Source organism: Pseudomonas sp. P9_31 (assembly GCF_034008235.1).
Taxonomy (GTDB): domain Bacteria; phylum Pseudomonadota; class Gammaproteobacteria; order Pseudomonadales; family Pseudomonadaceae; genus Aquipseudomonas.
Map to the genome: position 1 here is coordinate 4057877 of NZ_CP125375.1, position 18175 is coordinate 4076051.

The 18175-nt window shown below is 54.5% G+C and carries 18 protein-coding genes and 2 pseudogenes; 6 read left to right on the plus strand and 14 right to left on the minus strand.

Going from position 1 to position 18175, the window contains the following annotated elements; genetic code table 11:
* Window positions 1-48: 48 nt before the first annotated feature.
* The 4 genes from QMK51_RS17995 to QMK51_RS18010 form a co-directional block, all read right to left on the minus strand.
* Complete coding sequence (locus QMK51_RS17995) at window positions 49-1584, minus strand: sensor domain-containing diguanylate cyclase (protein ID WP_320391117.1); 1536 nt, start codon at window positions 1582-1584, stop codon at window positions 49-51.
* A 536-nt stretch (window positions 1585-2120) separates the two neighbouring features.
* The gene (locus QMK51_RS18000) at window positions 2121-2741 is read right to left on the minus strand and encodes a tyrosine-type recombinase/integrase (RefSeq protein WP_320391118.1); all 621 of its coding nucleotides are present in this window, start codon (window positions 2739-2741) and stop codon (window positions 2121-2123) included.
* A 407-nt stretch (window positions 2742-3148) separates the two neighbouring features.
* Window positions 3149-3676, minus strand: a complete 528-nt coding sequence (locus QMK51_RS18005) for a YbjP/YqhG family protein (protein ID WP_320391119.1) — start codon at window positions 3674-3676, stop codon at window positions 3149-3151.
* Complete coding sequence (locus QMK51_RS18010; protein WP_320391120.1) at window positions 3676-4044, minus strand: CHAP domain-containing protein; 369 nt, start codon at window positions 4042-4044, stop codon at window positions 3676-3678. The genes QMK51_RS18005 and QMK51_RS18010 overlap by 1 nt, the downstream gene beginning before the upstream one ends.
* Window positions 4045-4148: 104 nt before the next feature.
* On the opposite strand from QMK51_RS18010, the pseudogene QMK51_RS18015 reads away from it, so the two are divergent.
* Window positions 4149-4304: pseudogene (locus tag QMK51_RS18015) on the plus strand (topoisomerase DNA-binding C4 zinc finger domain-containing protein); the annotation flags it as partial.
* A gap of 78 nt (window positions 4305-4382) precedes the next feature.
* Here QMK51_RS18015 and QMK51_RS18020 read toward each other — a convergent pair.
* Both QMK51_RS18020 and QMK51_RS18025 read right to left on the minus strand, forming a co-directional pair.
* On the minus strand, window positions 4383-4784 hold the full coding sequence (locus QMK51_RS18020; RefSeq protein WP_320391121.1) for a GFA family protein: 402 nt from the start codon (window positions 4782-4784) through the stop codon (window positions 4383-4385).
* A gap of 652 nt (window positions 4785-5436) precedes the next feature.
* Entirely contained in the window at window positions 5437-6045 is a 609-nt protein-coding gene (locus QMK51_RS18025; RefSeq protein WP_320391122.1) for a short chain dehydrogenase, read from the minus strand.
* 107 nt (window positions 6046-6152) lie between these two features.
* Here QMK51_RS18025 and QMK51_RS18030 point away from each other — a divergent pair, with 107 nt between their 5' ends.
* Window positions 6153-7046 (plus strand): LysR family transcriptional regulator, encoded by an 894-nt coding sequence (locus QMK51_RS18030; protein ID WP_320391123.1) that lies wholly within the window; start codon window positions 6153-6155, stop codon window positions 7044-7046.
* A gap of 202 nt (window positions 7047-7248) precedes the next feature.
* Window positions 7249-7467: pseudogene (locus QMK51_RS18035) on the plus strand (transposase domain-containing protein); the annotation flags it as partial.
* A gap of 124 nt (window positions 7468-7591) precedes the next feature.
* Here QMK51_RS18035 and QMK51_RS18040 read toward each other — a convergent pair.
* Window positions 7592-7981, minus strand: coding sequence for a MerR family transcriptional regulator (locus QMK51_RS18040; protein WP_320391124.1), 390 nt, complete (start codon window positions 7979-7981; stop codon window positions 7592-7594).
* Between the two features lie 74 nt (window positions 7982-8055).
* On the opposite strand from QMK51_RS18040, the gene QMK51_RS18045 reads away from it, so the two are divergent.
* The 3 genes from QMK51_RS18045 (at window position 8056) to QMK51_RS18055 (ending at window position 10911) form a co-directional block, all read left to right on the plus strand.
* Complete coding sequence (locus QMK51_RS18045) at window positions 8056-9135, plus strand: SDR family oxidoreductase (protein ID WP_320391125.1); 1080 nt, start codon at window positions 8056-8058, stop codon at window positions 9133-9135.
* Window positions 9136-9302: 167 nt separating this feature from the next.
* Window positions 9303-10202 carry a DMT family transporter gene (locus QMK51_RS18050; protein WP_320391126.1) on the plus strand — a complete coding sequence of 300 codons (900 nt, stop codon included), beginning with the start codon at window positions 9303-9305 and terminating at the stop codon, window positions 10200-10202.
* A 346-nt stretch (window positions 10203-10548) separates the two neighbouring features.
* Entirely contained in the window at window positions 10549-10911 is a 363-nt protein-coding gene (locus QMK51_RS18055) for a DUF6124 family protein (RefSeq protein WP_258696519.1), read from the plus strand.
* 122 nt (window positions 10912-11033) lie between these two features.
* On the opposite strand, the gene QMK51_RS18060 is transcribed toward QMK51_RS18055, so the two are convergent.
* The 7 genes from QMK51_RS18060 to QMK51_RS18090 form a co-directional block, all read right to left on the minus strand.
* A complete protein-coding gene (locus QMK51_RS18060) occupies window positions 11034-11594 on the minus strand; it encodes a L,D-transpeptidase family protein (RefSeq protein ID WP_320391127.1) in 561 nt (186 codons plus the stop codon).
* A gap of 462 nt (window positions 11595-12056) precedes the next feature.
* A complete protein-coding gene (gene mqo / locus QMK51_RS18065) occupies window positions 12057-13703 on the minus strand; it encodes a malate dehydrogenase (quinone) (RefSeq protein WP_320391128.1) in 1647 nt (548 codons plus the stop codon).
* A 318-nt stretch (window positions 13704-14021) separates the two neighbouring features.
* Window positions 14022-14732, minus strand: a complete 711-nt coding sequence (locus QMK51_RS18070) for a GNAT family N-acetyltransferase (protein WP_320391129.1) — start codon at window positions 14730-14732, stop codon at window positions 14022-14024.
* Window positions 14733-14809: 77 nt separating this feature from the next.
* Window positions 14810-15379 (minus strand): YceI family protein, encoded by a 570-nt coding sequence (locus QMK51_RS18075; RefSeq protein WP_320391130.1) that lies wholly within the window; start codon window positions 15377-15379, stop codon window positions 14810-14812.
* Window positions 15380-15713: 334 nt separating this feature from the next.
* Window positions 15714-16094 carry a nuclear transport factor 2 family protein gene (locus QMK51_RS18080; protein WP_258696524.1) on the minus strand — a complete coding sequence of 127 codons (381 nt, stop codon included), beginning with the start codon at window positions 16092-16094 and terminating at the stop codon, window positions 15714-15716.
* Window positions 16095-16259: 165 nt separating this feature from the next.
* Window positions 16260-17519 carry a cation:dicarboxylate symporter family transporter gene (locus tag QMK51_RS18085; RefSeq protein WP_258696525.1) on the minus strand — a complete coding sequence of 420 codons (1260 nt, stop codon included), beginning with the start codon at window positions 17517-17519 and terminating at the stop codon, window positions 16260-16262.
* A 113-nt stretch (window positions 17520-17632) separates the two neighbouring features.
* Entirely contained in the window at window positions 17633-18058 is a 426-nt protein-coding gene (locus QMK51_RS18090) for a VOC family protein (RefSeq protein WP_008013629.1), read from the minus strand.
* Window positions 18059-18175: the final 117 nt, after the last annotated feature.

Here is an 18175-nt window from a genome sequence, read left to right on the forward strand (position 1 = left end):
AGCTGTCGAGCTTGGCTTTTGCGCAGTGACATCCGGGTAGCCGATCTGCTACATATCGGCAAGTTGGACTTGATCTCTACCATTTGATTTTGCACTGTACATCGCGGTATCGGCACGCCGAATGAAGGCGTCAAACGATTCTGATGGAATCCGCGTCGCAACGCCGAAGCTACAAGTCGCCTGTCCAATATCATCAAATGGTAGGGTGCTTATTAGAGCTTGAAGCTTTTCTGCCAGCAGCCTTGTATCGTTCAGTTCGGTGTCCGGGCAGATCAATGCAAACTCTTCTCCGCCTGTTCTGCACAGTAGATCGGTTTTGCGTGTTGCCGAACGTATTCGTGTGCACAACGACTTCAGAACGTTATCACCACACTGATGGCCCCAGCGGTCGTTGATGTGTTTGAAGTGATCGACGTCAAACATGATCAGCGACAGAGGGCGGTATTGCACGTTAGCCTCGATGAGCAGGCGTTCCATCAATTCTTCGAAGTATCGGCGGTTATAGACTCCGGTCAGGTGATCGGTAATGTTCAACAAACGCAAGTCTTGCGTGCGTTCATCAACCAGCGAGAGGGCGCGGGCGCGCTGCGTAATTAGCAAGTACACCATCAAGGTCAGCAGCAGCGTCAACCCTGCTCCGAACACGATAATTAGGCTTATGGACAGTGCGTAGCTGTTGGCGACCAGAAATGTTGAGCTGGGTCTAAACTGGATCAAGTAATTTTGGTCGGCTACTTTCAGCAGCTGCTGCGCGTACAGCGCTGAAGGGGCAGCAGGGGCCGAGCTCTGATAAATGTTTTCCCCTTGATGCTGCGTGTCGATCAATGAAAGCGTCACGTTCAGTCGTTGCAGACTTGGTAATGGAATGCCTTGTTCCATTAAAGAAGCCAAGCGTACGGTGGAGACAACGAACCCCTGTAAATTATCATCGTTCAATGGAACCTCAGGGGACTCCTGGAATATAGGTGCGACAAAGAAAATCCCCGACTGCCCATTGGTCATTTTCAACGGTTCCGACACAACTATTTGACGTGTTTCTCGTGCCTTGCTCATCAAGGCCTGGCGACCCGGGCGAGCCAGAACATCCATGCCGGGTATGATCTTTACGTCATCGCGCTTCAATAAGTAGAGCAATATCCAGTGTTCCGGCCGGCTGGTGAGGGGGACTCTTTCACCGGTGACGGGATTAATTTCATGATATGAAAAATCACTGGTGCCGTTGAGAAGCGCCTTAGCGCGAAACGCTTGGAGATCCTTCTCGAGAATCCTGGATACCCAGCTATAGGCTTCGTCCTCTCCAACTAGAGGCGTAACGAATCCCAGAAACTCCTTTTCAGTGACATCGTCGGCGTTGATAAAGAAACGCCTCACAACGTCTAGTTTCAAGACCTGAGTATTAAAGCGTCGTTGCAGGCGACTGAATCTTTCGTCGACCTCCAGTTGAAAAGCAACGCTAACGGTACGCTGCTCTGATCCTACGAACAGAATCAGCACCAAGAACGTGACGGCCACCCCAGCTAGGCACACCAGACCGCAAAGGGTCACGTCTGATGCTTTGAGTGCGTTCTGACGAGTAGACATCATTTTGTGTTCCTTGCTCATCGCCAAAAACAGTGTGCAGTGACCTGGAGTACTCTTGGAGTATCGGCACGCTTGTCGTTATCTTTATAAATCAGGCGTTAGAGCAAGGGGCTTATATGAAGGATTCCATCCAGTTAACGGTTCAAATCTCGAGCTGTCGTGGCAAATGGGTCTGCGAACAGTTATAGACACGTTCGCCGACCTTCCGCAGGCTTCGGCCGACAGGCATACGTCAGTCAGTCTGGCAGCGCTCAGGCGAGTCCAAGCTGGCGAATGGCAAAGTCGCGCAACCCGCTTTTATGGATCTCGCTCGACCGGCTGCTTTTGGCCCAGAGTGTGTAAAAACGCTAGATCTCGTTTCGATCTTCAAGGCTGAGCGGCTGTCCGGCTGAACGTGAATCAAGCATGCCGCCATTGGAACCACTCGGTTGGCCGCAGCCCAAGCCCTTAAGCTTTTGCCGACCTACTGGGACAGGGACGTTCATCGGCTGCATTGGGTCGGATAGCGACGGTCTGGCCTAGACCGTCGCAGTGGATGGTCAGACTTCTGTCTGCTCTGCCATTTCCAGAGCATCGTCGACCTCGATGCCCAAGTACCTGACAGTGCTTTCGAGCTTCGTATGACCAAGCAAGAGTTGGACTGCTCTCAAGTTCTTTGTCCTGCGATAGATCAACGATGCCTTGGTTCGCCGTAGCGTGTGAGTACCGTACATGGTTGGGTCAAGACCAATAGCTGTGACCCATGCTTTGACTATTCGAGCGTATTGCCTGGTGGAGAGATGATCTGAGCCATGCAACCGGGTCGGGAACAGGAAGTCCTCACTGCGAAGATGGGCCTGATGCATCCAAGCCTCCAGAACCGTTCGTGTTTGCTCAGTAATTTCAAACTGCACTGGATGCTGAGTTTTCTGCTGCATCACGATGGCCCGTGACGACACATGCTCCCCATGCGCTATGTCTCGTACTCGCAGCTTGGTTAAGTCACAGGCACGCAGTTTGCTGTCGATGGCCAAGTTGAAGAGAGCCAGATCCCGTGTCTTCTCCGCGAGCTGGAGTCTGACCCGGATGGCCCAGATATCTCTGACTCGGAGCGGGGTTTTCTGCCCTACAAGCTTTCCCTTGTTCCAAGGCTGATGGCGATATTTAGCAATAGTGTTCATGGCATGTCCTCCAGGTTGGGGGAGGACAAGGGTGGATCAGTCACAGTGCGTGGTGGTCGCTAACCGACCCACAGCGGACGGTCAGCGATTACTGGCACAGCCACAACAACCCGTAAGGACGGCGCGGTTGCGGCGGTCGGCAGGCGCAACTGTGTGAACGAGATTTCTGGCTCACATTAACTGCAACCAGCCAAAGGCCCCGGCTCACATTAATTGCAAATGAGCTTGCATTCGACGGCGTGGGCTCGCATTTCATCGCGACGGGCTCACGCTATCTGCAAGTAAAAACTGAAGTAACGCGCTGCACAGCGACATCTGCGTGAGCTACACGCGGCGCAAGACCGGCCGCGCCGTTACCCATCTTTTTTTAACATCCAATCAACAACCTCGGATGAGTAAATCTAACCTTAGTCGGGGCTTACGTTGGTTTTCGGTTCCGTTGCTCCCCGAGCCCGATTACGAGCCCTTTGTATGGCAGCTTCATTAAAAATATCGGATTCAAAATTGTGTGAAACATCACGCACCCTATAAATTTTCCAAGTGCCGTCTTCTGGTCTTAAATAGGTTTCCAAATGTAGGGTTTTTCCGTCCTCAATACCCAACTGGATATCAACAATCTTACCCCCGATGACATCCCGTTCGGGGCCTGCCTTAAAAGCGGGTATCCATGCGGGGTCATAATCCTGGCCATAGATGAAATAGTCAGAGTTAACGATTTCCTGCTCTGGTATGTTTTCGATGGCCGTAAGCCGGTTTAAGGTATCAAGGGCTACGTAACGCTGCATTTCTGCCGACTGATAACTGGGTGGTGGTGAGTCTGTGAAGGTTTTCAGGTAGAAGGCGTAAAAATCGGACACTTGCTGAATCGCCAGCCTGTCTGAGTTTACGCTGCACGCCGTTAACAAGCCTACGACCAATAGAACCAATATACGCATCAGTTCTTCCTATAGATTTTGTAAGACGGGTGGGCCTCTCGATAACCAGGACCTGGATACATGCTGCTTTGTTTAAAATCTGAATACCATGCCGTGCCGTCAAACATGGTCATGTGTCCACTAGGGTTCCCGCCGGTGTAGGGCTGAATGATCGCCACATCTCCGGCGCGCAATGATGAACCGATAGGAACCACACGGAACCCGGCGTGTTCCAGCGGAACACCATAATCCTTTGCATTATGCGTTCTAGTCAATACCACACCGCCTGCGGCTATTGCTTGTCGAGTGAACTCGGCGCATCGGTTATGAGAAAATGTTCCTGCATGAGTCCTTATGTGCTGCGTTGCTGCATCCGTGCTCCAACTCATAATACTATCTCTTACATATGTAGGGGGCCGAATAGTACGGGAAAAATCGTACGCTAGCCATCTACGACAGGAGGTAAATCCTTACGTTTCTGGGTTGTGTCCGATTGAAATATACCCTTGATCCGTCGGCCTTGCGCCAATGCCCGCGCTGCGGCAGTGCGCTGGGGGGCCGTACAATCAGAAGCGGCCCTAAAATAGGCCAACAGTTTTGGGGATGCAGCGTATTCCCCAAGTGCCGGACCATGCAGCCCATCCACTAGTTAAGCGGCTCAGCGCTACTTGAAGGCTGCTTAAGAACCTTGATCAAAGTTGACTGACTTCCTCAGGGCGTGAAGCGGTCACTGAAATTGCGGCCAATGACCTTGGATGTGGTACCAGGAAGCCTTGGACGCTACCTCTATGTGTTTTTGGTTATCCGAGGTAAATGTTGAATCCAGCGTGCCCAGTGCTATCGAGATCCAGTCTGAGTAGTCGTCTTGGTTTCTTGACCAAAACAGCGACGAACCGCAATGGCAGCAGAACTGACGTAGTACTGATTCAGAGGACTTGTACGACTTGATGTTATCGCCGCCACGGATAAGTTGCAGATCGCAACGCAACACGCTTCCATAACTGGCGAACGCTGCCCCGTGGCTCTTTCGGCACTGGCTGCAATGGCAGTGAGAAAGCGCTTTGGGAGACTTCGATAGTTGATATTCAACCGCGCCACAAAGGCAGCTGCCCTGGAAGGTATCAGTCATTTGGATAAGCACCTTGGAACGGAGAGATCGCCAATTGAAGCAGTCTGTCGTTGTGATGTCCATCGGCTGCTTTTGGCCGTTTTCTACCCATCGCGAGAGGCAGAAAACGACCTAAAGGGTCACTAATATCTTCGTTAACAGTCCTCTTCAGGCGCAGATGGTAAATGTCCTGTTGTACAACCAGTTAGTCCATTTATTTATTGTGCACTTATGGCTAAAAAGGGTAAAAATGCGCCCGCTAGGAAGGCATGGCGCGCGCAGGTTGGCGCTTTTTGTAAGGCAAGATGGGGCCTCTAGGAGCCTTGGTCTACGACAAGGGGAACATCAGCAGAGTCTCGGCTTACCGAACGAACCGCCTGGAAAATTAGTTCAGGTGACACCTTCGCCGCTTATTTTGCGTTGGCCTGGATGGAGGAAGGCCTACCATTCTGGGGTTATAGGGAGGCCCTCAAGAAACGGATTTTTCGCGCCCAGGGCTACCTCGCCCGACATGGCCGTCCGGAGACACCGCAGAACCTGAGCGCGCATCCGGCCCTATCCTGACATCTCTGACAGGGTGTCCTGACATCAGGATAGGGTATAGCTCAACCGGACATGTCTGTTATCGATCGCGGCAGTTGGGGCATACGCAGAGTGCCGCGAGCCCTCTAATTCAATGACCAACCCGATATACGCGACCGCTCTGCACGCCTTCCACGCTGCGTCGATAGGCCATTGCTACACGGATCGCCGGCACGCTTTCGTAGCCAGGAAAGTACGGACCAAACCGGTCCATCGATTCCGTCAGCACTGTCGGACTAACTGCGTTGATGCGGATGCCCCGTGAAAGATCGCACGCAGCAGCACGCACGAACCCCTCAATCCCAGCGTTCGACGCTGCGGCATTGGAGCCCTGCGCAATCGGATCATCGACAGCGATGCCAGAGGTCAGCGTGATCGACCCGCCGTCGTTCAGATAATGCTGACCAACCAGCGCGACGCGCACCTGACTTAGCAGCTTGTCCTGCAAGCCTTTGTTGAAGTCGACCGCCGTCATCTTTTCGATTGGAGCGAGGATTACATTGCCTGCGGTAGCAATGATGGCGTCGATTTGTCCGATCTTCTTAAACAACGCTTCCACGCTGTCATCACTGGCGATGTCAACCTGATGGTCACCTTGGGTGCGACCGACGCGAATGATTTCGTGTTTGCCGCCACGCGCAAGTTCATCTGCCACGGAACGACCAACATCACCACCGGCGCCAATTATCACGATCTTCATAGAACACTCCTTTTCGAATTCAGGTTGGAACGCCGCTATTGTGTATCGAACCAATAAGGTGATAAATGTGCTCTAAATTCAAACTCTACGAACCTACAGTTAGCAATATGGACAAACTACGTGCCATGGAAACCTTCGTTGCCGTCGTGGAGGGAGGCAACTTTACCGAGGCCGCGCAGCGGCTTGAAATATCGGCAGTAATGGTTGGAAAGTATGTGCGCGAACTAGAAGGACGCCTCGGTGCGCGCTTGCTTGAGCGCACCACACGACGCCAGAACCTGACTGATGCTGGTCGCGTTTTTTACGAAGACGCCAAGCGTGCGCTTGAACACGTACGTATGGCCGAAACCTCGATCGAACGGTTGCGCGCTTCGCCATCCGGCACGTTGCGCATTAGCGCTCCAACCACCTTTGGCTCGTGTGTCATCGCGCCTCTGGCTGCGACTTTCCAGCAGATATATCCGCTCGTGCGCATTGAACTGGAATTGAGCAATCGCGTCGTTGACCTTATTGACGAGGGTTTTGATCTGGCTATCCGCATTGGTGAACTGGGCGATGCCGACCTGATAGCAAGGCCGCTGACCATGTATCGCATGGTGATCTGTGCGTCGCCGGACTACCTCGCCCGACATGGCCGTCCAGAGACACCACAGGACCTGAGCGCGCATCACTGCCTTTCTCACACAGTGTGGAACAGCCGCAACGGCTGGAAACTCAGAGGTTGGGATGGGGTGCAGTTGCCGATGGACCCAGTCTTCACATGCAATGATGGCAACGGACTGCGCATAGCAGCGATCGCCGGTGCGGGATTGTTGCTGCAGCCCGAAGTTCTGGTGGCCCACGATCTGGCAAGCGGGACGTTGGTGCCGGTCCTGCAAGCCTACTTACCCGAGCCACACCCTATCCATATCGTGCATCGACACGATCGGCGACCGCTGCCAAAGCTCACCCATTTTATTGCGCATTTGCTCACGCATGTGGCGGAGCACAAGTCGTCCTAGCGCGATTTCTCCGGGTTCTGGCGCCCACGAAAGATGTTGTTGCCGCTTCATCTGTGAGAGCCCCGTTGGACGAGAGCGTATGCTCTCTCAGACACGACGGACGCTCGCCTGAACGCCTCAGCGCCCGAGACGGGGCAATTGCCCCTCATCGTCTTCGGCTTAACGTACGTAAAAAACCGTTTCTTGAGGGCACTGATGTGGAAATCAAATCCGGCCATGGGCTTTCGGGCGTTCAAACTGGCTATTCGCGGGCTCCTTACGCAGCGGCAAACGTGCGGCTGCGATTATGAGTTTGAACCAGTCGGCACGGCTTAACGGCCATGATCCGTATGCGTATTTAAAGGGCGTGCTCACGCGACTGCCGATGCAGCGGCCGAGCGAGATTATCGAGTTGCTGCCACATAGATGGGCGCCCGTTTAACCACGCAAGGTCTTTTGGGCGGACGCTTACTGTCCAGGGCCTGGCCAGAAGGTTTTAGAAAATGCGTAAGGGGGGCTTGAAACTGGAAGCAGGCTGCAGCTTCCGTTTTCCAGATGCTGACCGTTCAGTTGGAAGAGTTGTTCAGCTGCTGAAGCTCAAGTTGCTTGGCAGCACTGGCTTCGAGCTTTGCACGCTCTTCATCCAGATACCGATAAACGCTTTGGAAGTTGGCGATTTTCTGTTTGATTTCTGCCATCTTCTTTTCAATTAGCTTAGCGCCGTCAGCACAATCGATCAGCTTGTTCCGCTGCGCATCCAGAATCTCGCCTATTTCCCCCAGGGAAAACCCCATGCTTTGCGCGCGCTGGATAAAGTCCAGATCCTGCAGAGTTTGCGCTGTGTAAACGCGATAGTTGTTAGTTCGCCGCAGCGGTGAGATCAGGCCGATTTGCTCGTAGTAACGCAGCGTATGGCGGCTGGCGCCGCTGCGGGCCTCGAGTTCGCCGATTTTCATGAAAACATCGCTTGACTATAGAGTGGGGTCGATAGTTTACGCTTGATTTCTCACCTTAAACAAGGAGCAGGGAAATGAGCGTGGAGTGCTTTGTCACGGGGGGTACCGGCTTCATCGGTCAACACTTGGTGGCGTACCTGAGTGCAAAAGGTCACACCATTCGGGTGTTGATGCGTCGCCCAGAGCGACTAGCTGCACTGCGGGAGCAAGTCGACAATTTGGGCGGGTGCGCAACCCGGGTATTTGCCATAGCTGGCGATCTGGAACGGGACAACCTCGGGCTGAGTCTTGCTGACCGAGAAGTGCTAAGGCACGCCAGCGTCATATTCCACCTAGGCGCCCACTTCGCCTGGGGGCTTTCAGTGGAGCATTCTCGTGCGGTGAATGTGGAAGGGGCAAAGCGCGTGGCGCTGTTGGCGGCTGAGCAAAAAAGCCGGTTAGTGATGATCGGCGGTTACATGCTGAAAAATCATGAACATCTGCAACGCATCGGAATTGATCCTCGTCATCCGGAGCTGACGAATTGGCCTGCCGTCTACCGACATGTCGGTGGTTACGAGGGGAGCAAGCTGGAGGCGCATTTTGCGACCCTGGACGTCATGTCCGCCAAGGGCGGGGAGATGACCGTTGTCCACCCCGCGACGGTTTGTGGCCACAGCCGCACGGGGCATATCCTTGACGGTCAGCCACTGGTGGAGCTGATACGCAACCTTGTGCAGGGAAAGCTGACTGCAGTGCCCGGTACCGCCGAGCACTGGCTGCCACTGGTCACCGTGGATTACCTGGTTGAGCTGGTGGCGGTTTGTGCTTTTGATCCTGCCATGGTGGGCCAGGAACTGCTGGCGCTTGATGACCAAACTCCCAACTTGCGAGAACTCCTGGTACAGGTGGCACAACCTTTGGGCTTAAAGTCTCCCAAGCATTACCTTTCACTCCGACTGCTGAAGTTGCTACTGAGTATTCCTCCCGTCGCGCGGTTTTTGAATACAAAACCCGAAGCCTTGGACTTTATCCAGACCACTCGTTTTGATACAGCGGCGGTCAAGCAATTTGCCAACAGGCATGGAATAGCCAAACCGGACATACGTCAGTCTTTGCAGCACACTGCAACGTTCGTCAACTCATATTGCATAGCCAAGGGCCAGGCCCTCTGACGTCTCCCTTGGCGGCGACAAGAAGGCGAATGGCATCCTGCTGGGCGATACAGCTTATGCCACAATAAATACCGGGGTTGGTGGAATCTTCGTATCCTCAAACTTTGCGCCGTCGATGTAGGGCGGCATTCTATCGAACGACAATTCAGCGACAGGGATCGCCATCAATGCAATCTACTTTCAGCAAAGGCGTCATATTTGCCCTCTCCGCTGCGGCACTGAACGCAACGATCGGTGTACTCAGCAAAGTACTCATGAGTAATGGTTTCACCGCTAGCAGTGTCGCTGTCATCAAGACCGTACTGGGTTGTGTGCTTCTCTCGATCTTACTGCTTTTCCTCAAGCGTGCGGCGGCGTCGACCAAATGGACTCAGGCGGCTATCTGCGCATTCCTTGGCATCTTTGTGCTGTTCCATTTTGAAACATCCGCCTATCGACACTACGCTGCGGCAGGTGTGGTGGTGGTGCTGATGGCCAGTGCCTCAATTTCCTCGATCATTCTGGGGCGCATTTTCCTCAAGGATGCCATCACCGCGAACGCTACCGTTGGCGCCGCACTGGCTATCGCTGGGATCTCGGTGATCTTCGGCGGCGACCTGCAGCAGGGCTTTACCCTGCAAGGTGCTGCGCTCGCCTCCATGGCCGGCTGCGGCTATGGGGCCTTTTCGGTTGCCATGAAGCGTATGGGTGTGACGGGGGGGCTGCACTTCACCCGACAATTGTTGTTCTTTGGCAGCCTGTACCTGCTGATGCCGGCTGCGGCCGATGGTTTCGCGATGGGCGAGCTGTCGCCGCTGGCGATCGCCGCGCTGCTGGCGCTGGCCACGCTGCCGACAATCCTGGGCTTCTTCTGCACCACCAAGGCCATCGAGTATCTCAAGCCATCCCAAGTGCAAGCGCTGGAGCTGACCGAGCCACTGTTCGCCGCGCTGCTGGCGTTTGTGGCGCTCAATGAAGTACCGCGCGAAAGCCTGTACGCGGGAGCGGCACTGATCATCGTCGGCCTGTGCTTCTCCAATGAACTGATCCGCTTGGGCAGCAAAGCATCCGCCCCTTCGACCGAGTGAGCTATTTTCGGATCCTGATTACTATGGCGGAATGGGCTCACTGAATGATCTCATTCTTGGTCAAATCTATGACGATGGCCTCCTTTTCTGGAGGCCTGGTCATGTCGAGTTAAACGAAAAATTCATTGAATTGCGCAATAAAGCCGAGCAGCTCGCCAATGCAATGATGCGTGTTTAAAGACACTCGGTGTTACGTCCCGAAGGCTACAAGACCTTGTGCCGTTACCTACGGTTAAGACAGAATTCGCCGGCTTTCTTCTTTTCCCCGGTCTACTAACCTGCGTACAGCCGCCACCCCTCGTATTAGTAGCGAGGAAGTGGCTGCATCACTCAGGAAATGAAGACTATGTTCAAGGTTACACCCAACCCACCGGACACCGATCCGGCATCCCCGTACGAATCCCTCGACTCAAAAAAGCTCAACGAAGCCGCCGAGCGCGCCCTCGATTTCTACCTCAACCCGGCGGCGATCATGAACAACACCCCACGCAAACCCAGCACCTTGTATATGGTTGCCCCGAATGTCGACCAAGAAGCCTTGCTGGTTCAAACGTGCGAAAACCTGGCGTCGGCCAGTGTCATGGCCAGCGACATTGCTGCATCGGTGGAGGGCCCCCACCGCAACACCCTGCTGGCGCTTCAGCAGGTGATCATGCTGAGGGAACTGGCGGTAAATCGAATGCTGGATAACTTCGTTCCACCCAAGTAATCACTCAGCCCTTTACCGAGAGGCTTGCCCCTCGGTAAAGGGCTTTGATTAATCTGTCCCTTTTTTGTTGTAGCCAATACTTGATACGGGACACATACAAGAAGCGCACTATTATCTTCGTCCTATCTGATTTCAATTGGCGTTCCATTAGGCACCAGCGTCCAGATTTTTCGCATATCGCTGTTAGTTACAGCAATGCAACCATCCGTCCAGTCCCATAGATGATGAAGCGGTCCAAGCCACGCCCATCCGTTGGGCAGACCATGAATCATAATGTTACCGCCTGGCGCATATCCATTTTGACGAGCTGATGCCTCGTCCGCTGGATTCGGGTATGAGATGTGCAGGCTAAGGTACGCCATTGATTTTGGATTGCGCCAGTCGATTAAATAACGTCCCTCAGGCGTTTTCTCATCCCCCTCTCGTTGCTTTGCGCCGTCATCCGCGGCAGCTCCGAGAGCTATACGATATTCGGCCAATATCACTCCTTCCCGCCATAATGACATGCGCCTTTCTTGCTTATTGACGGTTACAACATCAGCGTGTTTTTCAGACTGATCGAACTCCGAGGTTGGGGCAGGCCCTCCACCAAAGCGGGCCATAACTGCCGTATACCCTAATACCGCAATGAGTAAAAAACCGACGAAAATAGTTAACCGTTTTATCATGTAGAATCCTTTCAAGGAAAATCCGTAGCCAGCCAAGTTATTATTAACCGCTTTGCGAGCACCTTATCGGAGGTCGTCCAGCGCAGGCGAGATAATAAACAATTCTGATAGCCAATTGTGACCGAGTCAGTCCCCGTTTAGAAAAATTCCTAATCAGAAAAAGATCTAGAGATAAAAGATGTGGATTGATTTGTTTATTGAGGTGAGGTTCGTCAACGAAGACATCGAATATACGCACTATGGAAACCAAGCGCCGGATTAAATCCGGGCTCACTGATGCGTTTTAGCGGTGTCCCCACTGTTTCCGCTGGCATGATCGAGATTGGTCCCAACCTGCCTGATTGCCCGGGCGAATCAGAAAAATAGATTCAGCCCCTTTGTTACGCCGAGATGAATCGGCCCTTGCAGAAAACCAATCTCCACAAAAAAGCCCACTGACCGTCACCGATCCAGTGGGCTTTCCGATTACGCTTCTACTTACAAAGCCATATCCGTCGCAGCATTAGACTTCGGCGCCTTAGCCGGAGCAGCCGGAGCAGCAGCCGGAGCCGCTACCTGACCAATCACCGGCGGCGGAGTCAGCTCCAGCACCTTGGCGGTGTAAGCCCACTCTTGAGCCACTTTCTCAGGGCTGCTGTTCAGCTGAGTGCCATAGCTCGGCACGATCTGGTGCAGCTTTTCCTGCCAGGCAGGCGTTGCAACCTTGTCCTTGAACACTTTCTGCAGCACGGTCAGCATGATCGGCGCAGCGGTCGAAGCACCTGGCGATGCGCCCAGCAGACCAGCAATAGTGCCGTCTTGCGAAGCAACGATCTCGGTACCCAGTTTCAGCACGCCACCGGCCGCTTCATCACGCTTGATGATTTGCACGCGTTGGCCGGCTTGCCACAGGCGCCAGTCTTCGGCTTTGGCGTTCGGGAAGTATTCTTTCAGGGCGTTCATGCGGTCTTCGTCAGACAGCATCAGTTGGCCTGCGAGGTACTCGACCAGCGGGTATTCCTTGATGCCGACCTTGGTCATTGGCCACACGTTGTGCGTGGTCGTGGTGGTCAGCAGGTCCAGGTACGAGCCTTCTTTCAGGAACTTGGTGCTGAAGGTCGCGAATGGGCCAAACAGGATGACGCGCTTGCCGTCCAGCACGCGGGTGTCCAGGTGCGGAACCGACATTGGCGGTGCGCCAACGGAGGCTTTGCCGTAGGCCTTGGCCAGGTGTTGTTCGGCGATGGCCGGGTTATCGGTTACCAGGAACGAGCCGCCAACCGGGAAGCCTGCGTATTCCTGGGCTTCAGGAATGCCGGACTTCTGCAGCAGGTGCAGTGCACCGCCGCCCGCGCCGATGAACACGAACTTGGCGTCGGTTTCGGTTTTGGTGCCGTCTTTCAGGTTTTTGTAGCTGACGCGCCAGCTGCCGTCTGCGTTCTTGGTGATGTCTTGCACTTCGCTAGACAGTTTCAAGTCGAACTTTGGCGTGGTTTGCAGGTGCGCGACGAACTGGCGGGTGATCTCGCCAAAGTTCATGTCGTTACCGAGCGGGCTCCAGGTGGCCGCGACTTTCTGGTTCGGGTCACGCCCTTCCATCATCAGCGGAACCCACTTCTTGATCACAGCCGGGTCTTCGGAGTACTGCATGCCGGCGAACAGCGGGCTCGCTTGCAGGGCTTCGTAGCGTTTCTTCAGGAACTTGATGTTGTCATCGCCCCACACAAAGCTCATGTGCGGAGTGGAGTTGATGAACGAACGCGGGTTCTTCAGCACGCCTTGCTGAACTTGCCATGCCCAGAACTGACGGGAGATCTGGAAGGCTTCGTTGATTTCAACGGCTTTCGCGATCTGGACTTTGCCGTTCTCGTCTTCCGGGGTGTAGTTCAACTCGGCCAGGGCGGAGTGACCGGTACCGGCGTTGTTCCAGCCGTTGGAGCTTTCCAGGGCGACGCCGTCGAGGCGCTCGACCATTTCCATCGACAAGTCGGGTTCCAGCTCATTGAGCCAGACACCCAGCGTTGCACTCATGATGCCGCCGCCAATGAGCAGCACATCGACTTTCTTTGCCTCTTCCGCGTAGGCGGACGTGATCCCCATCGACAAAGCCAGCCCCAGCAGGGCCGTGTTCAGTTTCTTAAACATCTGTAGCACCTATGATAAACGCCATCCGCCTCCAATTCCCGACCATGAGTAACCCTGGTTCACGGATACGCAGGCAGCGTGCCGTGGGTTCCTGCATTTACAAGAGTTTGAAGGTGGGCACACAAGGCCGACGTGACTCCATCGACCTCAGTTATATGTCCCTCGTGCACTGACTTTTTATCATTATTGGCTCAGTTACTTGAGCGACATTGATTCTGTCGGACGTCTGTGGACGTACGAACCGAATAAGTCAAACCAAGTTAATGCGACAGAATATCACGCCTCGGCCAGCCTGCGAGCCCGAAAGGACTCATCAGTCTAGACGGGACGAGCCCCGTGCACGGCGTCTTTGCTCAAACGATCCAGCACAAACGCCTTGGCGTTGCGCGTCATCTGGTCGAGATGCCGGTCACGTTGCTTCTCTGCATCGATCATTGCCCGCTTGCCGTGTTTTTGCAGCAGATACGTATGTATCTGCCGCACCTCCACAGAACTGTAGATCGACGTGACATCCAGTAAGCCCATCAAGCCTTCAGTGCCGTGATCGCGGGTGTTCATCAGCACCTGAGTACCGCGCACACCCAGCACTTGAAAGCCCATCGATTCGAACCAGGGCACCTTGGCGACGGTGCACGTCAGTTCGGCATGCGGGTAGCGGCCGAGCATGTCTTGCAGCATCGCACGCGCTACGCCCCGCCGACGGTGACTGGCTTGCACCGCCATGTACGCCACGCCGCACGCCTCGGGATCGTCCTTGACCGGCAGGTACAGCGCAAAGCCGATGACCTTCTCAGGGGCTGCGTCATCGGTGGCGACGATCAATTCGACCGCAATGCCTTTGGCACCGCCGAGCGCTTCCAGGTAGAGATGAACCTCGTAGCCCACCGCGTATTGATAGACGTTGTACAACGGGTTGCTCGGCGCGATGCCTACCATGCTGATGTCGGTCAGGTTGTCGACGACCATCTGCAGAATCTGGCTGTTGATGGGCTCCGGGCATGGAGTGGCAAAGTGGGTGAGCTGGGGCATTGCGTTGTTGACTCCGGGTTAAGGCTTACTGAGCATCAGCCCCGCCATTGTCACAGATCGAGCCCCTCACAGGAAAATCACCGCTCTGGCGCGACGATGCGGAAGCGGATGTTGATGTCGTTGGAGACAACCGAGTCGCCCCACTCCCCTTCTCCGATCTTGAAGTCACTACGTTTAACAATGATGTCGCCATCGAAGACCCCGATGGCATGTTCCGGTTTCAACAGCACCTTCACCTGCAACTCGCGAGTCAGGCCCCTGAGGTTAAGTTTTCCGGTGATCAAGTAGCGGTGGTTGCCCAAGGCTTTCACCCCGGTCGATTCAAAGGTCGCCACCGGATAGTCCGTCGTGTTGAACCAGGCAGGCTTTTGCAGCTCGGTATTGGCATCACTGCTGCCGGCGTCGATGCTGGCAAGGTCGATAGTCAGCCTGGCATGGGCCGCAGTGGGGTTCGCCGTGTCGAAATCGACCGTGGCGTCGAACTTGCCAAACGTGCCGTACGCCCTGGAGCCGAACTGGCTATAGGTGAACGAGATCTTGCTGGCGGTGGTGTTCACCTGGGTGTATTCGACGGCGTGGGCGCTGGGCAAGGTGCCGACCAAGAGGATGGCGAGCAATGCGGCGAAACGCGGGAATCGAGGGGTCATGGGATTCTCTGGTTGAAACGACCTTCAGGGATTGAAGTACCGCACTCGTGTGGCTGCGATAGCAGGACTTAAGCAAATATTCGCTGAATACGCTAGCTGCCGGGCGATCTGTAGCAGATGGCGAAGCCTGCGTTCGGCTGCGAAGCAGTCGTGAATCCGGCTAACGCGGTCTGCCTGACGTGCCGCAGTTTCTGATTTTACGACTGCTTCGCAGCCGAACGCAGCCTTCGGCAGCTGCTACAAGGAGTGCGTCGAGTCTGACATTAATTGGAAAGTCCTCGGTGTTGAGGACTCTCCTGGTTTTTTCAAACGGTAGCGTCATCCACCCGAGGGATCAGACACTCGGATGGGTATGGTAAATCTTGCTGACGATGGTCCACTTGCCTTCTACCTTCAACAAGTTGAAGAAGTCGGTGAAGCGCAACCCCGAAACGTTGTCGGTATCGACCCGCGCACTGGCCGCCGTGCCGACGATGTCGATGCGTACGATGGCGGCTTTGGCTTCCGGGGACGGACGGAACACGTTGTCGATGACGTCGTAGAGATTCTGGATCGCGCCGCCGACGAGCTTGTCGCCATCGACACCAAACATCGTGGCCTGCTCGTTGAAGGCGGGCTTCATCAACGCGCTGTCGGCCTTCGCACCACCTTCGTTGTACTGGTTAAGTACGTCGACAATCGCGTTGTATTCCTGAACGTAAGTAAGACTGCTCATTGCATGACTCCTGATAAGTAACTGACACGGGTTATTGCACGGAACCTGTGGGAGCAGGCTTGCCCGCGAAGAGGGAGGGTCAGTCGGCATTAATGTCGCTTGGCACACCGCCTTCGCGGGCAAGCCCGCTCCCACAGGGAATTGCGTTTTACTGGAGGATGGTGATCAGGTTTTCTGCACCACTCGGGCAACGCCCGAAGGCTCAATGTTGACCTTTTCCCACTTGGCGATGACCAGGGGTGCAATCGCATTGCCCAGCACGTTCAGGGTGGTGGTGCCGCTGTCGATAATCCGGAAGATGCCGGCAATCAGTGCGACCCCTTCCAATGGAAGACCGGCCGATGCCAGGGTGGCGGACAGGATGATGATGGCGAATCCGGGGACGCCGGCAGCCCCTTTGGACGTCAGCACCATCGTCACCACCAGCAGTATCTGCTGGGACAGCGACAGGTCGATCCCATAGAGTTGCGCGACAAAAATCGTCGCCACGCCGAGAAAGATCGACGCGCCATCCAGGTTGAACGCATACCCCACCGGCACCACGAAACTGACGATCCGACGCGGCACGCCATAGTGTTCCAGCTTGCTCATCAGCTGCGGCATGACCGACGCCGAGGCGGCGCTGGAGAACGCCAGAATCAGCTCATTACGGAAGTACTTGATCAGTTTGAAAATATTCTCGCCAATCAGGTAGCAAATACCGCCCAGCACCACCAGCGCAAAGACAATCAGTGCCAGGTAAACCACACCGATCAACTTGAGCAAAGGCAATAGAGAGGCAAAACCGAATGTCGCCACGGTAGCGCCGATCATGCCAAATACCCCAATCGGCGCATAAGCCATGACAATACTGACGACCTTGAACATGGCATCAGAGATGCCTTGAACCACAGCCACCACCGGTGCGCTTTTTTCTTTGGGGAGCGAGTTCAATGCCAGGCCAAACAGCACGGCGAAGAACAGTACCGAGAGCAACTTCGCTTCCGACATCGCGACAAAAACGTTATCGGGAACGATGTTCTGCAGGATGACGAGTGCGCCCTTCGAAGGCTCCATGTTGACCGAAGCGGTGCTGTGGGAAATGCCCGAAATATCAGTGCCCGTGCCGGGCTCGAACATATTGGCGAAACACAGTCCCATCACGATGGCCAGGCCGGTAATCGCGAAGAAATACCCCAGCGACTTGACGCCCATGCGCCCAAAAGACTTGTTATCACCGCCGCCGGCAATCCCCAGGATCATGCAACAGAACACAATGGGAACAACGACCATCTTCATCATCTTGATGAAGATATCGCCAAGGGGTTTGAGGATTTCAGAACTGATCCAGCCTTGATATTGCGGGTGTGTATTGAAGTACCAACCGACGAGCACGCCAAGCAACAGCCCGGCAACTATTTGCCAAACCAAAGGGATACGTTTCATGTCTAGCCTTTTTGTTGGAATGAAAGGACTGCGTTACAGGGCAGTTGCTAGAGTCATGAGCTTCCAGCTCATTTGAAATCGAATGGCACAACAACGTTGTGCCGTTACTTTTATTACTTGGCGAAGAGCTGGCTCATATCCTTGAACGCCTTGAATTCAAGTGCGTTGCCACACGGATCGAACAGAAACATGGTGGCTTGTTCGCCGACCTGCCCCTTGAATCGAATGTAGGGTTCAATCACAAACTCGGTGCCGAAGGACTTCAGGCGCTCGGCCAGGGCTTCCCACTGCTGCCACTCCAGGATGATGCCGAAGTGCGGAACGGGGACGTCGTGCCCGTCTACCGGATTGCTATGGACGCTCTCCTGAGAAGCGGTTTTGGGGTGTTCATGGATAACCAGTTGGTGACCGTAGAAATCAAAGTCGACCCATTGCGTGCTGGAGCGCCCCTCTTGCAGCCCGAACACTTCACCGTAAAAGGTGCGTGCCGCCGCGAGGTCATAAACAGGGATCGCCAGGTGAAAAGGAGAAAGGCTCATCGGAACTCCAATCAAGGTGTTTTATCGGTTTTGTTTTTGATTACGGAGCCAATCGTAGAGCCGCAGACCAAGCAAAAAAATCAATATATATTTCTTAGAAACACAATTAATATTTGT

Bases quoted from the DNA above. Each gene is read 5' to 3' on its own strand.
- QMK51_RS18075 (WP_320391130.1), bottom strand. From the start codon at position 15,379: ATGACCCCTCGATTCCCGCGTTTCGCCGCATTGCTCGCCATCCTCTTG.
- QMK51_RS18040 (WP_320391124.1), bottom strand. From the start codon at position 7,981: ATGAAAATCGGCGAACTCGAGGCCCGCAGCGGCGCCAGCCGCCATACG.
- QMK51_RS18085 (WP_258696525.1), bottom strand. From the start codon at position 17,519: ATGAAACGTATCCCTTTGGTTTGGCAAATAGTTGCCGGGCTGTTGCTT.
- QMK51_RS17995 (WP_320391117.1), bottom strand. From the start codon at position 1,584: ATGATGTCTACTCGTCAGAACGCACTCAAAGCATCAGACGTGACCCTT.
- QMK51_RS18025 (WP_320391122.1), bottom strand. From the start codon at position 6,045: ATGAAGATCGTGATAATTGGCGCCGGTGGTGATGTTGGTCGTTCCGTG.
- QMK51_RS18090 (WP_008013629.1), bottom strand. From the start codon at position 18,058: ATGAGCCTTTCTCCTTTTCACCTGGCGATCCCTGTTTATGACCTCGCG.
- mqo (WP_320391128.1), bottom strand. From the start codon at position 13,703: ATGTTTAAGAAACTGAACACGGCCCTGCTGGGGCTGGCTTTGTCGATG.
- QMK51_RS18030 (WP_320391123.1), top strand. From the start codon at position 6,153: ATGGACAAACTACGTGCCATGGAAACCTTCGTTGCCGTCGTGGAGGGA.
- QMK51_RS18000 (WP_320391118.1), bottom strand. From the start codon at position 2,741: ATGAACACTATTGCTAAATATCGCCATCAGCCTTGGAACAAGGGAAAG.
- QMK51_RS18045 (WP_320391125.1), top strand. From the start codon at position 8,056: ATGAGCGTGGAGTGCTTTGTCACGGGGGGTACCGGCTTCATCGGTCAA.
- QMK51_RS18005 (WP_320391119.1), bottom strand. From the start codon at position 3,676: ATGCGTATATTGGTTCTATTGGTCGTAGGCTTGTTAACGGCGTGCAGC.
- QMK51_RS18070 (WP_320391129.1), bottom strand. From the start codon at position 14,732: ATGCCCCAGCTCACCCACTTTGCCACTCCATGCCCGGAGCCCATCAAC.
- QMK51_RS18050 (WP_320391126.1), top strand. From the start codon at position 9,303: ATGCAATCTACTTTCAGCAAAGGCGTCATATTTGCCCTCTCCGCTGCG.
- QMK51_RS18080 (WP_258696524.1), bottom strand. From the start codon at position 16,094: ATGAGCAGTCTTACTTACGTTCAGGAATACAACGCGATTGTCGACGTA.
- QMK51_RS18020 (WP_320391121.1), bottom strand. From the start codon at position 4,784: ATGACTGATACCTTCCAGGGCAGCTGCCTTTGTGGCGCGGTTGAATAT.
- QMK51_RS18055 (WP_258696519.1), top strand. From the start codon at position 10,549: ATGTTCAAGGTTACACCCAACCCACCGGACACCGATCCGGCATCCCCG.
- QMK51_RS18010 (WP_320391120.1), bottom strand. From the start codon at position 4,044: ATGAGTTGGAGCACGGATGCAGCAACGCAGCACATAAGGACTCATGCA.